Below are 22,340 nucleotides of genomic sequence, written 5' to 3'. Positions count from 1 at the left end.
AAGGCAGGAGTCGGAGATGTCGTGACGGTCAGCGCCGGGCGAAGGCATCGCCAACTGGCCAGTGCTCGGGCAATCCAAGCGCAGTGTGGGGAGGCTGGGCCGCTGACTGCCGTTCTACCTGCACATCGAGCAGTCGTGCGGACCCCCAAGTAGGAAGGACTGGGGCTGGCAGCGAGTTGGGGTCCGGGCTCTGCCACAGGACAGGAGGGTTCTTCGTCCAAGTCCATGGTGCTGGATTGTCGACGGTGAGTACGCCGCTGACCCGGCTATGTGTACGGACACGGGCATCAGTCCAGTAGCCATCGGGCAAGCGGCCCATGGCCGGAAGGTTCTCATGGGCGTACATGACAGAAGTCCCGTACAGTCCGGTCTCCGTGTCCTGGTCTTCGGGAAAGAAGGCCGCGTGGCCTACCGCAACGATGAACGGTAGGCCCAAGTCGCCGTATTTTCCGCCCTTCTTCTTGACCGCAGCAAGTACCCGATTCGACTGCTCGTCGAGCCACTGAGAAGGGTGGACGCCGATCGTCCCACCTGCGAAAGCACCTCGTCTGTCGGGGCTGCGAGGGATCGCCTGAAAGGTGAGGCACCAGCCGGCTTCCTGCCAGGTGCACGTGGGCAAAGGCTCCCTTCGTTCGTACCCCGCGATAACTTGGTCAGGGTCCAAGCCCTCAAGCCATCGAGCCAGTCCAGACTTCAGCCGCTTCTGTGGTGGCGTTCCCGTCCCAGCCGCGTCAAGCCTGTACGACAGGAAAAAGTTTGGGCTTGGCACTCGATCGATGGCATCGACCATCTGTGCCGGCACTGAATGACGACCTTCATCGCCGAGCCGCTGGGCTGTCCACTTCGCCTCGACAACGAATTGCTCACCGTCGGAAGTGACCAGGAAGTCGGGATTCTTGCCTCGGGTTCCCAGCCTCAGCTCGACCTCCACATTGCACCCTGAGCCGATTAGCATTTCGTGCAGGTACAACTCCCACAAGGCAGAGAAGACGTTCGCGTCGAGGTTCCGGTCCAACAGTCGGCTGCGGACGCCGGGCTGGGCATGATCCGGAAGGTGAGACCACCATTCGTTGATCACGTCCCGAACCTGATCCCAGAACGGACCAGCGATCCTCTCGAAGAATCCAGCATCGGACTCTGCCGCTCGCTTCGGCGACGCATCCGTCTGCTTCCGGTTTGTGTATACGCCCATAACCAATGATTGTAGGCCGCCCCACCGACCGCGCCCTTGGGCTCTTGGGCTCTTGGGCCGCAGCTCACACAGCGAGCGATCGGCAGCGAGCGCGGGTGAGTGCCACATAGAGCTTGCGGTGATCCTCGTTGTCCTGGTCCAGCCCGCCGAACAGGGCTCGTGTATCGCTCGCCTCGAGTCGCACGGCGACGGAGTCCCACTCTCGCCCTTTGGCCTGATGAGTAGTCAGACCGAGCACAAGATCATCGAAGGGATGGAGGAGGCGGGTACGCAACTGCCTTAGTCGTTCGATGTGCTGCGCGTGCCTGCCAGGGATCTTGACTGACGACTCGGTGGCGATGGTGGCCGTGAGGACCGCGAGGGTGCTGGGCAGATCCTCTTCGTCGGCGAGGTGCGCAAGGATCGCGTCCAGGCGGGGTTCGAGGCGAGCGCGGGCATCCTCGTCCAACCGCAGGGTGGCGGCAGCATCGGCGGCATAGGTGGCGTTCTCACCGAAAGCACTTCGCGTGAGCTGGTTGAGCAGCAGCGTGGAGGCCGCTTCTTGCGTGTTGCCGGTGGCAGAGCGAAACGCGAGGGGCAGTACGCGGGGGTGCGTATTCCACAAGGGTTTCCATTCGCGGGCCAAAACGACGTCGACGCCGTCCAGCCCAGCGCTGGGTACCGTAGTGGATTCTCTTCGCCGTAGGGCTGCGGCCAGGAGTTTTTGGCCAGGAGTACGCCAGCGGAAGGACGCCGTCAACTGGAGAGTGACCATCCCGGCGCGGTCAATGAGAACGGGTACGAGGTCGGGACGGGCGCCTCGGAAACCATACAGGGCCTGCCAGGGGTCACCGACGACGGTGACATGTAGCCCGGCTTGGGCAGCGAGTTCGACTACGGCCAGGTCGAGGCTGTTGGCGTCAAAGATCTCGTCGACGATCAGAGCGCGCGTGGTTGTGGCGAAGTAGTCGATCAGACAGTCGGATATCTCCGGGTCGACCAGAGCTTGTTCGAGGATCGCGCGAACGTTGTCGTGGGTGCATCGACCATCATTCACGGCAGCGTCGAAGTCGGACTGGGCAAGGTGGTTGCCCTTGGCGTGACGGTAGGTGTGCGCAGTAACGATCTGGCGGTCCTTGAGTTCGACGACAGGTTCCCGGGCCGTATAACAGGTCGCGTAATGGGCCTTCCACGTATCCAGGACCTCAAGTTCGGTGTGACCGCCTGGCCATTGGAGGGTCTTGGTCCGAAGGAGGTGGGCCAACAGGTCATAGACAACGGTGTCGAGGGTAACGATGCGGTGTGGCGGGTTGATCGCAGCACGGCCCCAGACCGCACGCACACGCGCGCGTAGTTCCGCAGTTGCAGAGCGAGTGAAACTGACGGCGACCACCGCGCGCGGGTCGCTGGCCAGAGCAAAGCGCTGCACGCCGAAGCGGTACGCGGACACTGTGGTCTTTCCGGAACCGGGAGCGGCTTCGATGTAGAGGCGCGGGAGGGCTGTCCCAGCGGCGATGAGCTGTTCGCGAGTCAGCCTGTCTAGGACAGCTTCAGTCACGGAGCTTGTCCCAGCCAGTGGTGCTAGGTGCCGGGCTGAACCAGGGATCAGCCTCAACGGGCGGGGGGTGGATCAAGTCATCGGAGGCATCCGGGAGGGCGCTATTGTCCTCATCCGGTTCGGGGCGTACTTCCGGCCCGATACCGGCAGGCGGTGCCGGATACAGGAAACCGAACATCGCCTGAAGGTGCTTGGGGACCACCGGGTGGTTCAATGCTTCGTTGGCGTCTGCGAGTTGCTGGGCGAGTGCGAGCGCGAACTCCGCCTTGCGTTTTGCCCCTGGGCCGGCGGCCGTGGCGGCGTTGCCGTCCTTGGCCTTGCGGGCGCTGCGAAACAGAGCATGGACTGACTCAGGATTCAGCGGGTTGGGCACGGACAGGGACAAGTCGTCCAGAGCCTGGGCGACTAGCTTCTCGTTGCCTGCGGTGATGGCTGGCTCGAGAGTGGGGTGGCTGATGAATGCCTGGGCGATGTCGGAGTTGTGCGCGCTGATCCAGGTCGGATCGCTAGGGACAGCACCAAAGTCCAGGTCGCTGTCACGTAGGACGGCGATCTTGGTGCACAGCTCAGCACCCTTGGTCGCCAGCAGCCGCACCGCCCACGCCCCGACCTTGGTGCCCATGGGCACGATACTCAGGGCTTCGACGAAGGCTTGCTTGTCCGCGTCATTTGCGGCCCAGGCGCGGGCGAACTCCCGCAGTACGGCTACCTCGGTGACGCCTTCGACCAGTACCAGACGTTCAGCGAACAGGGCGGCGGAGCGGCTGGTGTCCAGATGGAGCCTCGCCATGCGCAGCGTCTCCTCGCGCTTGGCCATCGGCAGGGTGGCGATGGAACGGCAGACCCGACGGCCGTCGGCAGTCCGGCGCAACACCACGATCTCCTCTGGACGGCAGGATGTGATGACGTCGGTGGCGTGGCTGGACAGGACGATCTGCAGTTCTGGTCTCCGAGCGGTGACGCCGCGCAAGTAACGGACCAAGGCGTGCTGAAGCTGCGGGTGAAGGTGGGCCTCAGGCTCCTCAATGACCACCGTGGCGTGAAAGGGGTCTGGCGGGAAGAACGAATCCTCTGCGGACTCGGCCTCCGCCTGTGCCTGCACGAGTTGCTCGCGGGCCTGGCGGGCAGCCTCATCTACGTCATCGGGGTCGGGCGTCGGCACGGTACCGGGGTCGGATGTGCCTGTGGCGCGCTTGGCTGGGTCAGGGATTGCGGCCAGCGTGACGGCGATATGGAGGAGGTTGACGTAGCCCAAGCCGGAAACCTCCAGTGGACGCGCCTGGCCCCGGCCCTCGATCACGGCGAGCATCAACTCCAGGACACGCGCCAGATAGGTGTCGTCGATGACCTGCCCTCGCACATAGGGCCACCGCCGACTCACTCCCGCCGACATCGCCGACAGATGGGCCCCGATACGCTCCTCAACGGCTTCGATAATGCCGTCCTTAGCCAAGCCTTCCAAGAGGTGGGACGCTCGCGCTCGCAGCGACACCAAACTGCGACGTCCGTCCAGACGCTCCTGCTGAGCGCGCAGCAACTCGATCAGGATCCGGACCTCACGCCGGCCGAGCTCGTCCAGCGGATGACGCCATGCAGGCAAATACAGGAGCTTGAATGGGTCGAGTGTGTCGAGTGGCCCCTGGCGCTGACCCACCTGCGCCTGGACACTACCCAGGCTTCGGGTCAAGGTTGTGCTCCAGCGTTGCGCAACAGTGCCCGGCGGACTGTGATGGATGGAGTGGAGCTGGTGCCCCAGGGCACCTTCAGACTGCGGGTCGGTATCAAGGGTGTACTGGACCGCAATACTGCGCTCGCTTCCACCAAGCACGGCCGCACTCGGGCGCGGCAGGCTGGGAAAACGGCTGGGATGGGACAGGTACAGGGCATCAGTGACGGTGGTCTTCCCGACACCATTCGCGCCGATCAGGACGCTAAACCGGCCGGGAAGATCGCAGACGATCTCCGACTCTGCGCTCGCGCGCAGCCCCTTGACTTCCACCCTGCTCAGATGCACGAGCACCGCCCCCACTTCGCAATCCCGCAGCTTTTCCTATCATCACTCGCACGCGGTCGCGTCGCATCTCCAAGATGAATTCCCTGAACGCCATGCAACCGGTCCGCGTCACGAGCGAACCTGGCCAACGTCCGCCCTATCCCGGTGACGAGGACGACGTCCCCGAGGCTGGCGAGAAGGTCGGCCTCGAGATCCGGCCTGTCCTCTGCGGCGGCTGGACTACCGGGCCCGCATGCGTGCAGCGCCGAACGTCACAACCGCCCGCGCCGCCATCTCATCCGTCGTCGCCGCGGCGCAAGCGGTCCACTCAGCGGTCGTGGCCCTACTTCCCACATGACGCGACCCCTCGTCCTCGGGGCTTAGCCTCATAGTCACTGCACCGGGCCGCGTCACGCAGACGAATGCGGACAATGCGGGCAGCAACATGGCTTGCGTGTCGACGACACCACACCGTTAGGAAGGCGGGAGGGCCCTCGCAACCGCGTCCTGGATGCGGTTGTGAACCTCCGAGTTGGCCGTCGCCAGTACCGTACCTGCCGAGACCACCAGCGACCACATTGCCGTCTGGGCCACGCTGGGCCGGTCAGCGACCATGGGGAGCATCGGGACCAGCCAGGCAGCCAAGAGAAGCACAGCCGCCGGAACGATCCGCGCGCCGAGCCGAAGCAGAAGGCGGGGAGGGAGCGGGGCCGGCGGGGCAGTCCTCAGTAGCGCGGCACGGTCGAAGGCGGCTACCAGCAGCATGCCGCGCACCAACGATTCAACGACCGCCGCCACATCTTCTTCCGATCGCGCTCGAACCAACTCCGTCTTCAGTAGCCGTATCCCCTCCCCTATCCGTTCTGCTTCGACGCGCAGTTCCGCGCGCAGGCGGCGATCGGCCGCATCAGTGCGTTCTGGCAGCGCCAGGCAACGAGCGACATCCACGGCGAGGCTGTCGAGCATTTGCGTCCACCTCCGGCAGGTGGACGCAGAACGCCAACCCGAGCTCTCCCGACGGATCTGATGCGCCACCTCCACCACCCCGACGACGATCCGGTCATAGGCGTGACAGCTCTCGTCCACGCAGCTCCGATAGTGGAGCCAGCACAGAATCAGAAACGGAACCTCGATGAAGAGCAGCAGCGCCAGCGCCGCCCTGGCAATCTCCGGTAGGTACCACGGCGCAACTGAACTCCCCTGCTGTACAACTACGTCGGCCCAGAAGATGGTGGTGGCGACGAGCCCGAGGGCAGTTGCGACCCTGTACCGGGCCGCCCGGTAGCGGACCACCAGCATCCGGGCCACCACGACCGTCCACATCAGCGCGACCATCGCCGCGGCGTCACGCGGGGGCCCACCAAACACGACGAGGAACGGTGGCACGGCGATCAGGACCAACCACGGGGACAGCCTCTGGTAAAAGGGGTGGCGTTCAACACCGATCCGCCGTTCGATCGCCCTGCGCACGGGCGCAAAGGCGATCCGATCTGCCGGATCCAGTCCCACCAACCGAACCAACTCACGCGCAGCCCGCATGGCGGTGATCAGATCCACCCGTCGCTGCTGCTCGGCGAGCCTGCCGCGAACCCACCCCTCAGCACCAGACCGCACAGCGATCCAACCCATCTTGTCCCCCTTTCCCACCCGGCCGGATGCGACCGCGTAGCTGATCCCCACAGTCTCGCGCCCAGCACCGACAGATCATGATCCGAGCCAATCCGGACCGCTATTGAGCAACGCCTACCTCCAGCACAGACCAGAGCCGTCGGCCACCGACTGCGGATAGACCATGTTGGGATGCAGGACCTACGGCCGAACGCGTGACGCATTCGCAGCGCCGTAGTCGTGGGCCAATCCGAAGACAGAGGTGCGAGACCCGCCAAGCTGGCTCCTCCACTTCTGCCGCAGGGGCTGATGTCCCGCACCTCAGTGCTCACCTGCGCCCCACATGCGCCCTGTGATCACCTCTGATCCGCTGAGTACGTTTCAACCTGCATCTGCCACTCCGCGAGTTTTTTGGGGGGACCAGGTTGAAGCCGGCCAAGGATGTTCTGAGAGATCTCGTTCAGCGGTCCACCGTCTCGATCGATTCGAGCGCCAAACTGGTCGGCCGCGTGGACGCCGTCGCCGAGGCTGATGACAAGGCGCGTGAGCAGGAACAGGAGGACAAGGATAAGGACGATGGCGAGGAGAAGCTTCGCCGGAAGCCAGTCCTCTCGTCGATACCGGAGAAGGAACTGGCCCGGCAAATCGATGTGACGCCTTGGGAATTGCTGCACGCTCTCGGCAGCTCCATGGCACTCTCCCGCAAGGGCGCCGGACGTGGACTTGCCGAGCACTGGGGCTGTCTCAAATACAACCAGGCCCTGACCGGCAACCTTGACGCCTTCCTCGCCCTGTCCGCCGAGGGCCGGGACACCGCGGAGTACTACAAGGCGCTCCAGTCACGTGAGCTGGGAGAAGGCTTCGGCCTCCTGCTCACCGAACGACTCCTCGGGCGCCGCTACCCGGACCACTCCGTATCGATCGTTCCCGCAGACACCGCTCTCCGCGCGGGCTGGGCTCTCACCAGCAGAGACAAAGGGCACCGTTCCGGCTACCGCTACCGTCCACAGTTCTTCGCCGAGATATGGAAGCCCGGTGAGCCGTCGCGAGTCATCCCGATCGCGTGCAAGGGCAACCACAGCAATGCCGCCGCATCCCACGACCAGCTCGTATCAGCCTCGGCTCATGTGGAAGCCGTTCACATCGGCACCTGGAACGAGACCCCTGCCCTGATCTTCAGCACCGAACTCCCCATCGAGGGTGTGCTCAGTGTGCACGCCTTACAAGCTCCTGGGAACGGCGGCTGGCTCCGCAGCAAGGCAGGCTCCCCCGACACAGCGCTGAACCACCAGGTACAAGAAGACAACATTTTCCCAGGCATCCAACCGCCGACCAAAGGTGACGAGACTCCAGATAAAGAGCCCGGTTACCACGTCCAACATGACCATTACCGATGGTTCCAGCAAGTCCTCGCCCGTACTGCCGCCGCCGGGCTGGGCGCGTTCGCCGGCGACGGGGACACAGTCGCCCAGTACCTTACGAAGCGCCAGGGCCGCGACCGCTTCACCGGCTTCGCGCATGCGGCGGTTGGCAGCGTTCGCGATGCCGACCACGAACTATTGGGCAACCAGTTCGTCGGCACGGACCACGTCTTCCGTCTGAACAGGACCCGCGTCGAGGCGTTCTCCGGGGTGGCGGAAGACCTCTTCGCCTACTTGGCGAAAGGGCAGGTCGAGCAGTACCGAACCAACGCCTATGCCCGACGGACGAGCCTGCCCCGGGTCGACTGGGATAACAACTGGGGCGGCCCGGTATCAATCCGCCGAGACGGCTCCGCGCTAGCGATTCGCCTGCTCACATAGAGGCAGATCCAGTTGCGTTCACCTCCTCCAGACGGGGTCCGATCGCTGGATGTCGAGCCTCTCAGCGGCAGGTCAAGATTCTGACGGACCGCCCCGGGCACCTGGGCGAGCAGTTGGAAAGCGGGCGCGGGCTCAGGGCGAGGCAGCGCCCTTCTCATGCATCACCTCGATCTGCTGTCACGGGGTTCAGAAAACCTCTCTTACGCGGCTGGCCCCCGCGTCAGACTGGCAGTTCATGAAGTGCAAAGCCCTCTGGAGGTGCACGTGCAGGAGAATCAGGCGGCCCTGGCGCACGAAGAAAGCATCATCTGGACTGAGGACGTCGACGACTTCGACTATGTCCGGCAATCGGTAGTGACCAACGCCGGCACGCGTAGACGGCCAGTGTCTTGGACAGGTACGGGGCGGCGAGTCGGATATGCAGTCCTCCGAGGTGACGCACCAAGTGGAGACGTGCCTGGCCATTTCACTCGTCGTGTGTTCTGGGTGAAGGAGCATGACCGCTCGGAACAACCTGACGGTACTTACAAGACAACGGCGCCCGCGGAGGCGGTCGACCCCCGCACGGTTGCTCCTGGAGTATGGGGTGAACAGACAGATCGGGCGTGGGATGCCGCAACCGGCATCTAGTCGGTCGCCTGTCTGGGCCGCCGCGTCTGGGCAGGCTGCGGGGCACAGCGGGCGGTCGGGTGTGGGGTCGACGTGCCGGCTCGGTCGGGAAGTCCAACTGTCGGACGCCGCTGCGTGCTCACGAACGGCCTCGTGGCCCGGTCGACCGACACGGAACCCCGGTCGTCGTCACCCTCACCGGCGGGAACCGCCACGGCGTCACATAGCTCCTGCCGCTGTTGGACACCGCCCCATCGATTCGAGGTGTGCGGGGACGCCCCCGCCACAAGCGGCCCCCACCCGTTCCATACGGCGTCATCCCCCCGGAGCCTGTGGCTGATGTGATTGTTCCATGGGGCCGTCAGCGTCTCCGCCGGACGGGTTCACGGGTGGACGGGTTCACGGGTGGACGGGTTCACGGCGACGGCTTTGAAGAACGTGTAGTGGAAGGTCCCGATGGCCTGTGCGGTGTGGTGCAGGTCTGTGATCCCGCGGTCCCAGTCGTCCGCGGTCATGAGCCCTGCTGCCAGCGCGTCTTCCCGGACTGATTCGACCATGGCGATGAAGGTGTTGCGAGTGAAGCCGTCGACGAGTGTGGGCCGGGTCCGGTCGGCGTACACCGTGCGAGGACGCACCGCGACGTCGTCGTAGCCGGCCTGCGACAGCAGCGGTTGCAACTGCCGGCCGATCAGCGCGTTACCGCCGGCGGCGGACTGGAGCTGGACCTGGCAGTCGATCGTGGCACGGGCGTAAGCGCTGGCCGGGTGGAAGAACGCCGATCCGTGATCCCCTTCGATCACCGTGATGGTGCCCTCGGGCCGCAGCACGCGCCGCAGTGCGGTCAGCGCCTGCTGGGGGTCTGACAGGTGCTCCAGGACGAAACAGACGAAGACATGGTCGAACTCCGCGTCAGGAAAGGGAAGATCGAACAGATCCGCGCGATACCACTCCACGTGCGCGCCCGGGGCGTGGGCCGCGACATGGGCGCGGGCCTGTGCGAGGGAAGCGTGGGAGCGGTCGACCGCGGTGATGCGCGCTCCCGGGCTGGCCTGGGCCAGGTGGATCGTCTGTGCGCCGACCCCGCAACCGATCTCCAGCACCCGGCTGTCGGCCGGATAGGCCGTGCCCGCGTGCAACAACGCCGCCAAGGTGTCAGCCTGTTCGCCGAGGCGAGCCGCCTCGCGTTCCGAGTAGCCGTGCACATAGCCGGCCGCAGTGGCCATTCCATGAGATGCCATCGCTGTGTCCATGCGTTCACCCTGCTGCCACTATGGCTCGATGAACAGGTCCAATCTGCACCCGTCCGACCAGTCCATAGTCTCCGGATCCGACTTCCTGCAACTGAACATCGACGATGTACCGATGGGCGGGCGATCCGACTGGCTGGTCCAGCAGCTTCGGCTCGCGATAGCGGACCACCGGCTGCCGGTGGGAAGCAGGCTTCCGGCCACCCGGGTTCTGGCCAGCGAGTTGCGGGTGTCCCGCGGAGTGGTGACAGAGGCGTATCAGCGGCTGACAGAAGACGGACACGCCGCGGGACGCGGGCGTAACGGAACGATCGTTGTCGCCGCTCCCGCCCTGTCACCGGAAGTCCCCCGGCCCACGCCCCGCGATCCACCGCCGCCAAGGGCCCTGTTCGCCGCCGCACCCGGTGCGGACATCTTCGACATGATGCGAGCGGCACCCGCCCGGATCGATCTGTCACCCGGCGTTCCCGACCTGGCCGCGTTTCCGCGATCAGCGTGGCTGCGCGCCGAACGCTCCGTACTCGCGAGCGTCCCGGCGTCCGACCTTGGATACGCGGACCCTCGCGGGACACCGGCACTGCGTCACGCCATCGCCAACTGGCTGGCCCGCAATCGGGCGATCAGGGCTGACCCCGACGAAATACTCATCGTCGCCGGCACTGCCCAAACACTCAGCCTGCTCGGACACGTACTGCACGACGACGGGATCCCCGCGGTAGCCGTGGAGGACCCCGGATCACTTGGGGCACGCCAGCATCTGCGCAACCAACGGTTGGACACCCCGGCGCTCCCCGTCGACTCGCAGTCGCCGAACTCGTCGGCGGCACACACCGGTTCACGCTCGATGCCGTCGGGCGAATCACTGACGTCGACACCGGTGATCCCCGCGGCGACGGGCCGGACGACAGGCGTCCGCCGCGTCCTGAGATGTCGGGATCGCGGGTGCTGCGTTCCGGTCGCGTCCGCTACACGTACGACGAACGGGGCCGCGTCGCCGCCAAGACTCGGATGCTGCTCTCCGGCGGTCGGCTGCGCTGGTCCTTCGCGTGGGACGCGGAGGACCGGCTCCGGTCGGTCACCAACCCGGACGGCAGTGTCGCCGCGTACGCCTACGACGCGCTGGGACGCCGTACGTCCAAGAAACTGGTGACGGCGGACGGCAGGACGGCCGGGGAAGTCCGGTTCGCCTGGGACGGAGAGGTCCTCGCGGAGCAGGTGCGCGTCCCGGCCGCGGCGGCGGACACCGTGATCACCGGGGCCCAGGAGGCGGTCACCACCTGGGAGTGCCTGCTGGGAGAGGCCCCGCGCGCGGTCGCGCAGGTGCACAGCAGGCGTACGGCCGAGGCGGTGGCGGACCTGCCGCAGGAAGAGGTCGACCGCCGTTTCCTCGCCGTCATCACGGACCTGGCCGGTGCGCCCACCGAACTCGTCGGCCCTGAAGGTACCGTCGTCTGGCGGCGGCGCGGTCATCCGTGGCTGCCGGAAACCGCACCGTCCCCACCGGCCGCGCCCACCGCTCCGGGAACGGCCGGTGGGGACGTGGTCGACTGTCCACTGCGCAGCCCCGGCCGGTACCACGACCCCGAGACCGGCCTCGACTACAACTACCACCGCTACTTCGACCCCGAGACCGGACGCTACCTGAGCCCGGATCCGCTCGGTCTGGCTCCGGGCCCCGACGACTACGCCGATGTCATCAACCCCACGGTGCTGGCCGACCCGCTCGGACTGTCGCCCTGTTCCTCGTTGATCAACGTGTTCCGGGGGCCGTCGCAGGGCCTTCCCGGCGGCCAGCTCGGTGCGCCCGTCAGCATCCGGCAGTTGCGCATGGCACTGGGTAAGGCGGACATGTCCGTGAGCCACTACGACATCGTGCACGTTCCCGAGATCCACACGCCGACCGGTCTCGGTTTCGGCAACAGCCCGCACCTCGCGTCCGGCACGCCCCAACTCGGCCCCCGGGGGCTGCCGTTGATCCAGATCTCGGACCTGGGCCTGCGCAGCATGGACGAGGGCGTCGCCACCGTCTTCCACGAGATCCACCATCACCAGCAGTTCCGGCTGTCGCTCAATTCGAAGCCGCTGTGGGGCGAGACGATCGCGCCCAGTCACATCTGGGGCGGCACGGAGGACGCCGCGGAGGATTACGGCCAACGTATGCTGTCGCTGTTCAAGTCCAGGACGGGTTGACGAGGAGCCAGTGGTGCGGGAATTCGATGCGGAGCAGGTCCAGCAGTTGTTGGCCGGCCCGAGATTCATCGATAAGCCCGGTGAGCGCCGCTGTCCGGCCTGCGGAGCGGTGGCCGTGCGGACGTACGTGTACCGACGGATGGGGCCGCACCGCACCGTGCGCATCACTTACATGTGGTGCGCGGCCTGTCGGCGCCACAAGGGATGGACGGGCCCCGATGCCGGGCCCGCCTTCAACGACCCGCTTCTCGAAATTCCGGAGGCCGCGCGCAGCACCCTCCTGAAGGACTTGGAGTCACTCTTCACCAGGCTCGACCTGCTCTGGGAAGCCGGGGACTTGCCCCAGGTATTCGGCGGCTGACCCGCTCTCTTCGAAGAACACCGTTCCGGCGAGGCCGTACGCGCTCTCGACGGTGACACCGCCACCGTCGAGTTCATCGCCGACGCCGCATGAGGGTTCCCCGTCTGATTTTTTTTTCCCATCCGGTTCCGGCGAGCCCGTCCGCCCACAGGACAAGAACTCGGACTTCCAGGACAGGATCACGACGCCAAGCAACCCGAGCGCTTCGCGCCGACCATCTCCCCCGACGCCTTCGTCCACCGCCGTGTCGCCGCGCTCGACATCCCCACGCTGTGGACCCCGCCGAAGTCCTCAACTGGCGCCTCCACCACCACACCCCCTGTCACGCAGGCAGACCGCGAGATGCAGTTGGAGTTCGGGGATGTTCACGAGAAATGGATCTGGCACACGTTCCGTGAGGGTGATCAGCAGCTCGTGAGTCCATCAGCAGGCGTTGGCGAACGCTGGTCAGTCAGCCCAGCCCTCGGTGTTCGAGTACGACTCGTAGGAGTATCGCGTGTTGCGGTCCCATTCCTCCCCGGTGATGCGCTTGTATGCATGGTCCGGTACGTAGAGCAGGTTCTCGGCCCAGATGAGCTTCGTGGCGTACGGCTTGAAGACCGCAGGGTCTTGAAGGACGCTCTCGAAGATCGCGCGGCCGGCCGCGACGACAGCAGCACGGGTGTAGAGGAAGGCGTCACCGGACAGGTCGTATCCGTATTCCTTGCGGTCGAGCTGGTACAGCGCCCACGACAGTTGTTCCGCGAAGCCTGTGACCAGCGACAACGGGCACTGGGCAAGACGCTCGGTCAGTGCGGGCGTAAGCAGTTCGGCCTCAGGGTCAGGTCCCGCGGGCCTACAGTCTTCGATGAGCTGCCAGAAAGCGTCTTCGTTCATACGGGCGAGCATGCCGCAGGGGTCTGACACCCGTGGCTGGCGGGTCACCGGTTTGCTGATGCGCTGACAAGGACGCGTTTGCGGAGCAGGGGGAGTTTGGCACGGCCGAACATCTGGCGTTTGATCATCTTGATGTGGTTGACGTGACCTTCGACGGGCCCGGAGTTCCAGTGGCTGGTCAGGCCCTGGGTGACGGCGTCCCAGTCTTTCTCCAGGCCGGTGGCGAAACGGTGCAGGCCGGGCACGTTTTCGGCGCGGACGGCGGTGATCCAGCCTTTGAGGTGCTGGCCGGAGCGGATGGTGAGAATCTCGGCGAACCCTCGGACGAGTCGGCTCGTAGCATCGGGTTCGGGGCCGCGAGCGAGGACTTGAGCAAGTTGCTGGCGGTCTTCGTCCCGGAGTCGGTCGGGTTGACGCATCATCCATTTGTAGGGGTCGAGCTGGCCGGGCCGTGGTTGACGTCGTCCGGCCAGGAGCTGTTCGGGGGCTTCGGCGCGGGCGGTGCGGCGGTCGGTGTTCCCGCCGATGTGCAGTTCCCGGGCGATCTCGCGGATGCCGTGCCCCTGGTCGAAGAGAGCGTGGACGGCGGTGTGGCGTTCACGGATGCGGGCTTCGATCGGTGACATCGCCTTGGCCGTGCTTGCCGGGTCGGCAGCGGAGGTACTCGCGGTGCTGTCCGGTCGGGTGGACGGTCTGAGGCAGGCGTTGTGCCGACGAACGCTGGTTTTGACAGCGGTGCCGAGGTCCTGCCAGATGTGGAATCGGTCTGCGATCTGCACTGCTTGCGGCGCGCCGGTGCGTGCGCCGTCGGCGTAGGAGCCGCCTCGGTCACCGCAGATGATCTCCACGCCGGGGTCCTTGCGCAACCAACTCGCCAGCGCCTTCGCATCCCGGCCCGGCAACAGGTCAAGAGGGCGGCCGGTCGCACAGTCGATGATCACCGTGCCGTAATGCTGTCCGCGGCGGGTCGCGAAGTCATCGACGCCCAACACTCCCGGCTCCGGCCAATGTGGGTCAGGCAGGGCCATCACCCGCCGTAACAGGGCCGTTCGGCTGACCACGCTGCCCAGCACCACGGCAAACCGGCTGCCCGCCCGGCCTGCGAGAGCGACGGCTACCGCTTCCAGAATCCGACGCGACGCCGGTGTCCGTCGGCCATACCGGACGGTCAGCCCCTCGACCTGTTCGACAAACGTGCGCCGCAGGCAGTCAGCGTTCTCGCAGTACAGCCGGCGCACGGTCAGTTCCACCAGCACCACGCTGAAGTGCGGAAACAGCACCGCTATGAGGTCATCGCACCGCACCACGGTCCCAGATGACAGGACGTCACCGTGGCGGAACGCCGTTGATCGCCCTCACGGAATGTGTGCCAGATCCCGAGAAATGACGTCAGTGCATCGGACGGCCTGCCGCTCGTGAGGGCGGCAGGCCGTGGTAGCGGGTCATGTCGGGATCAGGCAGCTTGGGCGGAGTCGAGATGGCGGGTGTCACTGAGGTTGAGGACCTGGCGGTTGTGGAAGAAGTCGTCTTCGCCCAGCGTGGTGATGCTGCCGGAGGGGGCCCGGAAGCTGGCATAGCCGGCCAACTCGATCGGCATCTTGATCCAGGACGCCACGACGAACGTCAGGGAACCGCCGTGCGTCACGATGATCTGGTGTTCGCAAGGGTTGTGCAGGATCTCGTCCATGGCCGTGTAGATGCGCTGTGCCCACGCATCCTTGGTTTCGGAACCCTCCACGCCCTCGTCGTGGTCCATTCGCTCCCCGACAGCGGGCGGTGGGACGAAGCGCCGGTCCAGCCACTCCTGCGGCTTTCCCCCCGCCTCACCGTAGGACTTCTCCCGCAGCCTGCGATCCACAAACGGCTTCACGCCGAACAGTTCGGCCACTTCCTCGGCCGTCCGCAGGGTGCGCTGCAGATCCGAGGAGAACAGCTCCACCTCGGCGCCGTCGTCCGGGACCTGGGCCCGCAGAGCCTGGGCGATGGAGACGGCGGCACGGACGCCGACGGCACGTCAGCTGCGAATCATGCCATCCGCCGACGACTCCCTCGACGTGGTGCGTCGGCTCGGGATGGGTGACGACTGGAGGCCGACCGATTTCGTAGACAGTTTTACTACGCTGCTAGTGCTGCGTTAAATTCCTGCCTGCTCTCGTATCTTCCGCTTTGAAACCATCGTGCACTTCCCACTTGACACTTGAGTGAACTACTTCCAGTGTCCACGAAAGTGGTCGGGTTCCAAACACTCGGCCCACCAGTGCGGCCGGCTTCAAACCCAAGGACTACGACGGGACGTTCGACGGCGCCAGCATCAAGGGCGGCGGGGAATCCGAAGCATGGGGTGCCCAAGCCCATCTGCTCGTCGTGTCAGCATGTACTCGATGAACTCGACATCACGGCGGTGACCTAGGCATGACTGACCAGACTCGGCCTGCGGCGTGGTCGGAGCTGACCTACCGCGTGCTGCGTTCGGCCGCGTGGTACCCGGAGCGTGCGGTACCGGTGGATCGTTGGGAGGCGGCGCTGCGCGGCGCCGGATTCACCCTGCACGAGGCGGCGGCGCGGTTCCTCGCCGAGTTCGGTGGGTTGAGGACCGACACGTGGACGCCCGGACCGGTCATGCCGCAATCACCGTTCCGGTTCGACCTGGGCGTGGTCCAGGATGAGCGCGAACGATTCGCCCGGTTCAGCGTGGAGGCGGGCACCGGGCTGTGCCCCATCGGGCTCGCCGACAGCGGCGACAGCCTGCTCGGCATGACCGCCGACGGTGCCGTGCACATCGGTACCGACCACGCGGAGCCCCTGTCGGGCGACGCGTACGCGGCGATCGAGAATCTCGTCGTGGAACGCCGCACCGCCGCACCGCTGCCGTTCGTTCCCGCCGGCGACCACCTGGTGATCCCGCACAGTCCGGAGCAGGACCATCGGACGGAGATCGGCACGCGCTGGTCGGCAGAGACCGACTGGGCCCTGCGGCGCTGCGGTTGGCGCCCGGATCGCACTGTCCCCACCACCGACTGGGAACGCCGTCTCCGTGAGGACGACGCGGATTTCGTCATGCACGACGCCGCTCGGCGGTTCCTCGGCGAATTCGGAGGTCTGGAGATCGACCAGCGGGGGCCGGGCCGAACAGCGGCCCGTTCGCCCTTCCGCCTCGACCCCCTCGCGGCCCTCCACGAATCCGAGATCTTCGACGACCTCAGCGAGCAGGCGGGAGAACGCCTCTATCCCCTCGGTGCCGTCGACGGCGGAGTCGGCTATCTGTCCATGGCACCGACCGGGGCCGTCTACCTGGGGATGGACGACGCGGGTCTGCTCGCCGGGTCCGGCGACAAGGCGCTGAACAAGCTGATCGAAGGCGTCGCCTGACCGATCGTCCGACCGTTGCGGTTCCAGTTGCGTTCACCCCCGTTCAGCACGGTCCAACCACCCGTCGTCGAGCCACTCCATCGCAGGCCGGGACACCGACGGACCCGGCTGAACACCCGGACGAACAGTTGGAAAGCGTGTTGGGGGCAACCCCTCACGAGTTCGCATCTCGTATCCTCCGCAACCGCCCACCAGGGCCGTCGTCAGCCCCGGCGCATACGCGCCGGGGCTGACGTCGTTACGGGATTGCAGTTCTCACGGCAGTTCGGCCTCGGCCACGCTTCCAGCAGTCCGTACATTCTCTGCTGCGGCTTGTGGGCCGCGGCCCGGCGCCCAACCCGGTGCAGCGCTCGCGCAGGCGAGCTAAGGGTCTCTCACCGTCGCGCCATGGACCAGATGCCAGGGCGGCTCGACGATCCATCGTTGCAGGTCGATCAGCATGAGTGTTTTACGCCAGCACGTCATTCGGGACGCATGGAACGGACCAGCGGGTCTCCGCCGCCTTGGCAAAGGGGCAAAGCCCAGCGTCTATCCGACGAAGCCCACCAGGAGGGCTACGGCGCAGAGGACGGCCGCCGTTCCGAACAGCAGCAGCGCACCCCTGATGAGGGCATACTTGGTGGCGGCGATCGTCGACACCTCGTAGATCTGGTCGACGACGGAGGCGCCCGGTGCCCGCAGCGTTCGTACGAGGCGGTCCTCCAACATTTCCTTCGGGTAGTCGACGACATCGCCGAAGTAGCTCACGAGATGAGTAGGTGCCGCTGCAGCGCGGCGGGTGCGAGGGCAGACGGCCCAGCCGAGGAGCGTCACTCCCGCCACTGCTGTGCACAGGCCCGCCCACCACAGCCAGGCGACGGCGTCGGTTACGGGCCGGTCGTACACCCGGCCGGTGAACGCCGTAGAGAAGGCCACTCCGAGTGCGACTCCCGCTCCGGCAAGAAGAAGGGACGCCTTGGCGTCGGCCTGCCGGACCTCGTCGCGGGCCTCGGCCAACAGCCGTCCCGCGTAGGCGCGGAACTCCGCGCTGTCCGATTCGGGGGCGGTCATCGCGGGTCCGGAGAAGCAGAGCCCAGAAAGGCGGGGGCCGGGTCCGGGGAGCCCGACGCGGCCGAGTCTGCGGCGGCCGTGAACTGACGGCACATCAACTCCTTTTCTCCGTCGCTCACCACACGCCGTGCGCTGGCCGAGGAACCCCCACCCGGGTGGCCAAGCAGGACGTCGGAGGCCCCAGGGACCGGCAGACTAAGCACCGCCAACGTGGCGCAGAAACGGTTGCGCGCGATGGGCGTCGCGTGGAACGTACCCACCGGGACTTCGTGCCAGGTCCCAGCCGGGAAGCGGGCGGCGCGAAGCGTGGGCATCACGTCGAGGTCCTCGCCGGTCTCGTACAACTCGTCCTTGCCCGTCGTCCCCGTCGGTCGGACCTCGTAGACACGCAGGCGCTGCGCGCCGGGCGGCGCCTCACACGGGCCCGAGTCGACGGCCCCGTACTGCGACTCTCGGTATTCGCCCGCCAGCACACGGGAGTACAGACGGAAGCAGTGCTGGTGGATGGTCGGGTGGCCGGAGAGGCCCCGACGGAGGCCGTGCGGCCAGAAGTGGACCCGGACGAGGCCCAGCGCGGGCACTTGGGCGATCTCGAAAGTCGCGAAGCCGGTGGGGTGCCAAAGCCCACGGCCCAGCCTGCCCGCCCGGATCGTGGCCACCGTGCCGACCAGCAGATCCTCGGTCGCGGCGGCGGCTTTGCCAAGAAAGTCCAGGTGCGCGGGCTCTCTTCCCCATTCGGGAATGGACGGAGTGCCAGGTACGGGTACGGATATGGGGTCACCAGCCGGGGTCGAGGTCATGACGCCTCCCCTTCCGGGGACGGCCGTTCGGTCTCCGCCACCCGCACCCGGTATACGAAGGCGTCGCCCTCGTACTCCTTGGCGGTCAGGGATGTCTCGCCCAGCGCGGTCCACCCGCCGAACGGCGACCCCGTCCCCGACTCCAATGGTTTCACCTGCTCCGCGAGCTGCCCGCTCACCGCGATCAGATGCGACCGCCGAGGAAGGGACGTAAACATGGGTGCACTCCTCTCCTTCGAGGCCGTCGCCAACCCCTGTTCCAGCCGGACTGCCTCGATCACCGCGGTGCCGTCAAAGGCGGCGGCGAAACTGCGAGTGCCGGCGATCCGGCCGTAGCTGTAGTCGCCCTGGTGGAGCACCATGCGGGTGCCAACGCGCTTCTCGGGCGAGCGTATGGAGCCGTTGAGCTGCTCGATGAGGCCCACAAGAACCTCCCAACGGGTAACGATGTTCGTGATCAGGGCGGTCGTGTTCGTGAACGCCCGCTCAGGGAAAGCGGCCACGAACCCGTCGCCCGCAAACTGAGCCTGGGTGGTCCCGAGATCGCCCAGCATGGTGTGCAACTCGTGCGCGACCCGCCTGCGGAACTCGTCCTGCGCCCGTTCCGCCGTGGTGGAAAAGGTGTGCATGTGTTCGAAGGCGTATCGCAACGCGGTCCCGTATCCGGCGAGGTCCACCACGCACAGCACCCCGCGCTCCACTCGATGGAACAGCTCCGGCTGTACGTCGAGCCCTTCCTCGCTGATGACGAGCCGACGCATCTCCTCCTGGAGGACGTGTTCGACGTTGCTCATCAGCGGCTTGCCGAGGAACCAGCGTTCGCTGCGGCCGTGCTCCTCGCCGGGACGCACCTCTGTCGCTCTCAGGTACCCGAGCAGCGGCAGGAAAACGTAGCCGCGCCGCTGCTCGGGGTCGGCTAGGTTGCGGGAACTGGAAGTGTCGACGCCCACCAGGCCGTGCCGAAGGATGTAGTAAGCCTTCACCGTGCTCGGGGAGCGCGGCGACACCTTAAGTTCCAGGAAGGGGCTGCGGCGCCGGAGCTGGATGTCCCGTAGGCCCATCTGATAGGCGAGGTGGTTGAGGTCCCGCTCGATATCGATGCGGTCCGCCGCCTCGGTGGCGAGCCGCAACAGGGATCCGGCCGTCGTGGGCGGCGAGAACTCGATCGGGACCGGGTAGGCGACGAACGGTGGTGCCCAGTAACCCTCGTCGTGCAGCGGACTGTTGTGCTGTCCGGCGAGCGGATAGCTCGGGTGGACGAGCATCAGGTGGTGGTCGTCTTGCCAGGAGACGGCGACCTCCAGCGTCGAGATGATCCACACCTGTGACGGGGTCACCGGGAGCGCCATCTTGCCCGGGCTCTCGTCAGTCAGGACCTGGTAGGTCATCTGCTCACCCTCTGTTCATCCTTCCGGCCCGCGGGGGTCAGATGCTCGACTGGATGGCGGACAGCGCGTCCACCACGTTGGACGACACCTTGCGGCCGAACGGCGTCTCGGACCGGACGAGTTCCTCCGCCAGTCGGGACGGCTCGATCCACACATGCGGAAGTTCCAGATCGAACGCGGCGACGCGGTTGAGGAAGTAGCTGAACTCATAGGCGGTGTAACTGTTCGACGTCTTGGAGAACTTGAGGGAGTAGTTCGTATAGAACGGTGTCCCGCTCCAGGTGCCGTTCAGGTCGGCGATGACGTTGTTCACCCCGGTCTGGATGGCCGATACGTAGGCGTCTTGGCGGCTGACGCGCAACTGTTCCAATGCTTTTGAGAGCGCGCGAAACGTGGATCCCTCTGTGAGGGCCAGGGCCGGGCGGGCGCCGCCGTCCGGGGCGGCGGCCAGTTCATCGCGAGTGAGGATGAGCGACGCGTAGGGGAACATCCAGGTGTCCCAGGTGCCAGCCGGGTGCGGATCCACCACGAGGATCTCCTTGGCGCTGTTGACGACCACCTGGGGGGCGGTCAGCGCGTACCGCTGAGGGACGACGGCGGCCTCCAGGCGGTCGTCGTTAAGGTCCGATTCCTGGTCCCAGGAGTAGTCGGCGTTGGTCATGGGGTCCTCGTCTCTGCTTACTGCTTGATGTCTCCGCGGTCCGCGAAGACGTTTCCGTTCTGCGGGGGACGCACTCTAGGGTCCGCGGAGGTGTTCGATCTCCCGCTGGGCGCTGGTCTGCGCCCGTGAGAGGAAGTCGTCGGTCGGTCGGAAGTCGGGGTTGCCGGTGTACCGGAACAAGGGAGTGCGAGTGCGCGCCGACGCGGAGGGCGTGACCTCGGTGAGCGGCACGGGCGATCCCGCCGGAGGCGGATGGGTCTCGGCGGTGAGCACCGAGACCCACACGGTGCCCAGGCCCTGGCAGAATGCAGCCAGGCAGCGGTGGACCCCGTCAAGGATCAGCAACCCGTTTGGATGACGCTCGACCAGCGGGCCGAGCAGCAACGTGCCGCCCGGGGGTGGGCCGGTGAGGACGGGCGGGTACGGGGCGATCCCGGCGCGGATGAACGCACGTAGCAGTGCTTGGGCCGATGCATAGGGGGCGGGTGCAACCAGCTCGATCACGCTGTTGAGCGAGCGGAGGTCGACCCGTTCGTGCGTCACCGCCACCGCCCCGAAGCGGTCACTCCAGCAGTCTGCCACCGCCTGTCGCCAGGCCCGCGCGGCCAGATCGGGGGAGAGCGGGGTCATCGGCCGCCCGCCGATGATGCCGGACGACCGGGAAGCGGCCAAGGCGAGTCTTCCAACCGCGAGTCCGCCCCGTCCACCACCGAGAGGACCACCAAGTCGCCTGCCGGGGTGCCTAGATGGCAGAGGTCCCCGGTGAACGTTCCCCGGTCGCCCTTGTGGAAGTCGCCGCGGTCACGCATGTGACTGACAAGGACTGGGAGCCGACGCGCCACCTCACCGGGCATCGCGGCTGAAACGTGTTCGGGAACGATGGCAAGCAGGGTCGGCAGATACGCGCCGTGCGCGTCCGCCACCACCCGGCCGCTGACCGTCACGCTCCGCAACAGTGTGCGGGCTGTGGTGAGGCCGGCGAGGGGCGCGTCGTCGGGGTCCTCGTAGCGGAAAAAAGGACAAAGTATGCCCGCCCCGGTGCGCAGCCGGATCCGCCAGTCCTTGCCGTGCTCTCGCAGACGGGCCTCGGAGTGGGCCCAGCCGTAGGCCCACAGGCGCCGGGTGATACGGACGGCTGCCTCTGGACCCACCTCGAACACCACGTCGTAGTCGTGCATATCCCTCACGGTGGGGTCCCCTAGCAGCAGGCGGGCCGATCCCGTGAGTCCGAGCGGTCCCGCAGGCAGCGCGTCGCCCAGGATGCGGGCGAGTTCGTCGAGATGAAACTCTGCGTAGCGGCGCAGGAAGGAGCCGGGCACCGTGTCGGTGCGGGGGTCGACGGTGGCGGACAGGTGCAGGTCGACATGGGAGAGCGGCACGATCGACTTCGCCGAGAAGGGGTGCGCATGGTCGAAGCAGGTGCCCGTCGGGAAGCGGACCAATTCCCTCTCCCGCTCGGACATCCCCCGCCCGTCCGCCACGTACGCCTTGCGGTACCGAGACCCGAACAGCGCATACCTACCCGCCGTGGACGGCACGAAGGCCAGTTCTCCGACCATGTGTCCGGGCGGGTGGCAGTGGCCGTGCACCGCCAGGATCCGGCCGTCCTTGAGTAAGACGTAATCCTGGTCCCGGATGAGCATCCTTTTCCTCTCAG

General features: G+C 66.4%; 19 protein-coding genes and 1 pseudogene. 6 read left to right on the top strand and 14 right to left on the bottom strand.

Going from position 1 to position 22,340, the window contains the following annotated elements; genetic code table 11:
* Positions 1–28: 28 nt before the first annotated feature.
* The 4 genes from BGM09_RS09705 to BGM09_RS09690 all read right to left on the bottom strand — a co-directional run bounded on the left by BGM09_RS09705 (position 29) and on the right by BGM09_RS09690 (position 6,279).
* Positions 29–1,192 carry a hypothetical protein gene (locus tag BGM09_RS09705; RefSeq protein WP_223186577.1) on the bottom strand — a complete coding sequence of 388 codons (1,164 nt, stop codon included), beginning with the start codon at positions 1,190–1,192 and terminating at the stop codon, positions 29–31.
* 64 nt (positions 1,193–1,256) lie between these two features.
* Positions 1,257–2,729 (bottom strand): UvrD-helicase domain-containing protein, encoded by a 1,473-nt coding sequence (locus tag BGM09_RS09700; protein ID WP_188281073.1) that lies wholly within the window; start codon positions 2,727–2,729, stop codon positions 1,257–1,259.
* Complete coding sequence (locus BGM09_RS38800) at positions 2,722–4,749, bottom strand: ATP-dependent nuclease (RefSeq protein WP_188281072.1); 2,028 nt, start codon at positions 4,747–4,749, stop codon at positions 2,722–2,724. The genes BGM09_RS09700 and BGM09_RS38800 overlap by 8 nt, the downstream gene beginning before the upstream one ends.
* 447 nt (positions 4,750–5,196) lie before the next feature.
* The gene (locus BGM09_RS09690) at positions 5,197–6,279 is read right to left on the bottom strand and encodes a hypothetical protein (protein WP_188281071.1); all 1,083 of its coding nucleotides are present in this window, start codon (positions 6,277–6,279) and stop codon (positions 5,197–5,199) included.
* A gap of 476 nt (positions 6,280–6,755) precedes the next feature.
* Here BGM09_RS09690 and BGM09_RS09685 point away from each other — a divergent pair, with 476 nt between their 5' ends.
* Together BGM09_RS09685 and BGM09_RS37535 are read left to right on the top strand one after the other, a co-directional pair.
* A complete protein-coding gene (locus BGM09_RS09685; protein ID WP_188281070.1) occupies positions 6,756–8,132 on the top strand; it encodes a hypothetical protein in 1,377 nt (458 codons plus the stop codon).
* A gap of 156 nt (positions 8,133–8,288) precedes the next feature.
* A complete protein-coding gene (locus BGM09_RS37535; RefSeq protein ID WP_223186575.1) occupies positions 8,289–8,762 on the top strand; it encodes a DUF6009 family protein in 474 nt (157 codons plus the stop codon).
* A 362-nt stretch (positions 8,763–9,124) separates the two neighbouring features.
* Here BGM09_RS37535 and BGM09_RS09680 read toward each other — a convergent pair whose 3' ends face one another.
* Positions 9,125–9,991, bottom strand: a complete 867-nt coding sequence (locus tag BGM09_RS09680) for a methyltransferase domain-containing protein (protein WP_223186574.1) — start codon at positions 9,989–9,991, stop codon at positions 9,125–9,127.
* A 28-nt stretch (positions 9,992–10,019) separates the two neighbouring features.
* Here BGM09_RS09680 and BGM09_RS37530 point away from each other — a divergent pair.
* The 3 genes and pseudogenes from BGM09_RS37530 to BGM09_RS09670 form a co-directional block, all read left to right on the top strand.
* Positions 10,020–10,794, top strand: a pseudogene (locus BGM09_RS37530) (aminotransferase class I/II-fold pyridoxal phosphate-dependent enzyme); the annotation flags it as partial.
* A 136-nt stretch (positions 10,795–10,930) separates the two neighbouring features.
* Positions 10,931–12,178, top strand: a complete 1,248-nt coding sequence (locus BGM09_RS09675; RefSeq protein WP_188281069.1) for an RHS repeat domain-containing protein — start codon at positions 10,931–10,933, stop codon at positions 12,176–12,178.
* Positions 12,179–12,191: 13 nt separating this feature from the next.
* On the top strand, positions 12,192–12,539 hold the full coding sequence (locus tag BGM09_RS09670) for a hypothetical protein (RefSeq protein ID WP_188281068.1): 348 nt from the start codon (positions 12,192–12,194) through the stop codon (positions 12,537–12,539).
* Positions 12,540–12,986: 447 nt separating this feature from the next.
* Here the strand turns inward: BGM09_RS09670 and BGM09_RS09665 are convergent, their stop codons facing one another.
* From BGM09_RS09665 to BGM09_RS09655, 3 genes are all read right to left on the bottom strand, one after another.
* Positions 12,987–13,415: a DUF4240 domain-containing protein gene (locus tag BGM09_RS09665; RefSeq protein ID WP_188281067.1), complete on the bottom strand. Its 429-nt coding sequence runs from the start codon at positions 13,413–13,415 to the stop codon at positions 12,987–12,989.
* 44 nt (positions 13,416–13,459) lie between these two features.
* A complete protein-coding gene (locus BGM09_RS09660) occupies positions 13,460–14,695 on the bottom strand; it encodes an ISL3 family transposase (protein WP_317452616.1) in 1,236 nt (411 codons plus the stop codon).
* A 173-nt stretch (positions 14,696–14,868) separates the two neighbouring features.
* A complete protein-coding gene (locus BGM09_RS09655; RefSeq protein ID WP_223186589.1) occupies positions 14,869–15,387 on the bottom strand; it encodes a histidine phosphatase family protein in 519 nt (172 codons plus the stop codon).
* 440 nt (positions 15,388–15,827) lie between these two features.
* Between BGM09_RS09655 and BGM09_RS09650 the strand changes: the two genes are divergently transcribed.
* On the top strand, positions 15,828–16,784 hold the full coding sequence (locus BGM09_RS09650) for an SUKH-3 domain-containing protein (protein WP_188281066.1): 957 nt from the start codon (positions 15,828–15,830) through the stop codon (positions 16,782–16,784).
* Between the two features lie 528 nt (positions 16,785–17,312).
* Here the strand turns inward: BGM09_RS09650 and BGM09_RS09645 are convergent.
* The 6 genes from BGM09_RS09645 to BGM09_RS09620 all read right to left on the bottom strand — a co-directional run bounded on the left by BGM09_RS09645 (position 17,313) and on the right by BGM09_RS09620 (position 22,326).
* Entirely contained in the window at positions 17,313–17,834 is a 522-nt protein-coding gene (locus BGM09_RS09645; protein ID WP_188281065.1) for a Pycsar system effector family protein, read from the bottom strand.
* Positions 17,831–18,634, bottom strand: coding sequence for a hypothetical protein (locus BGM09_RS09640; RefSeq protein WP_188281064.1), 804 nt, complete (start codon positions 18,632–18,634; stop codon positions 17,831–17,833). Before BGM09_RS09640 ends, BGM09_RS09645 begins: the two co-directional genes overlap by 4 nt.
* Positions 18,631–20,022: a hypothetical protein gene (locus tag BGM09_RS09635; RefSeq protein WP_188281063.1), complete on the bottom strand. Its 1,392-nt coding sequence runs from the start codon at positions 20,020–20,022 to the stop codon at positions 18,631–18,633. Before BGM09_RS09635 ends, BGM09_RS09640 begins: the two co-directional genes overlap by 4 nt.
* 37 nt (positions 20,023–20,059) lie before the next feature.
* Positions 20,060–20,683: a hypothetical protein gene (locus tag BGM09_RS09630; protein WP_188281062.1), complete on the bottom strand. Its 624-nt coding sequence runs from the start codon at positions 20,681–20,683 to the stop codon at positions 20,060–20,062.
* A 75-nt stretch (positions 20,684–20,758) separates the two neighbouring features.
* Positions 20,759–21,313, bottom strand: a complete 555-nt coding sequence (locus BGM09_RS09625; RefSeq protein WP_188281061.1) for a hypothetical protein — start codon at positions 21,311–21,313, stop codon at positions 20,759–20,761.
* Positions 21,310–22,326, bottom strand: coding sequence for a hypothetical protein (locus BGM09_RS09620; RefSeq protein WP_188281060.1), 1,017 nt, complete (start codon positions 22,324–22,326; stop codon positions 21,310–21,312). Before BGM09_RS09620 ends, BGM09_RS09625 begins: the two co-directional genes overlap by 4 nt.
* Between the last annotated feature and the right edge of the window lie 14 nt (positions 22,327–22,340).

Source organism: Streptomyces sp. CBMA29 (assembly GCF_014596445.1).
GTDB lineage: Bacteria > Actinomycetota > Actinomycetes > Streptomycetales > Streptomycetaceae > Actinacidiphila.
The sequence above is the reverse complement of the archived record's forward strand: the minus strand, read 5'-3'. Positions and strand labels throughout refer to the sequence as shown.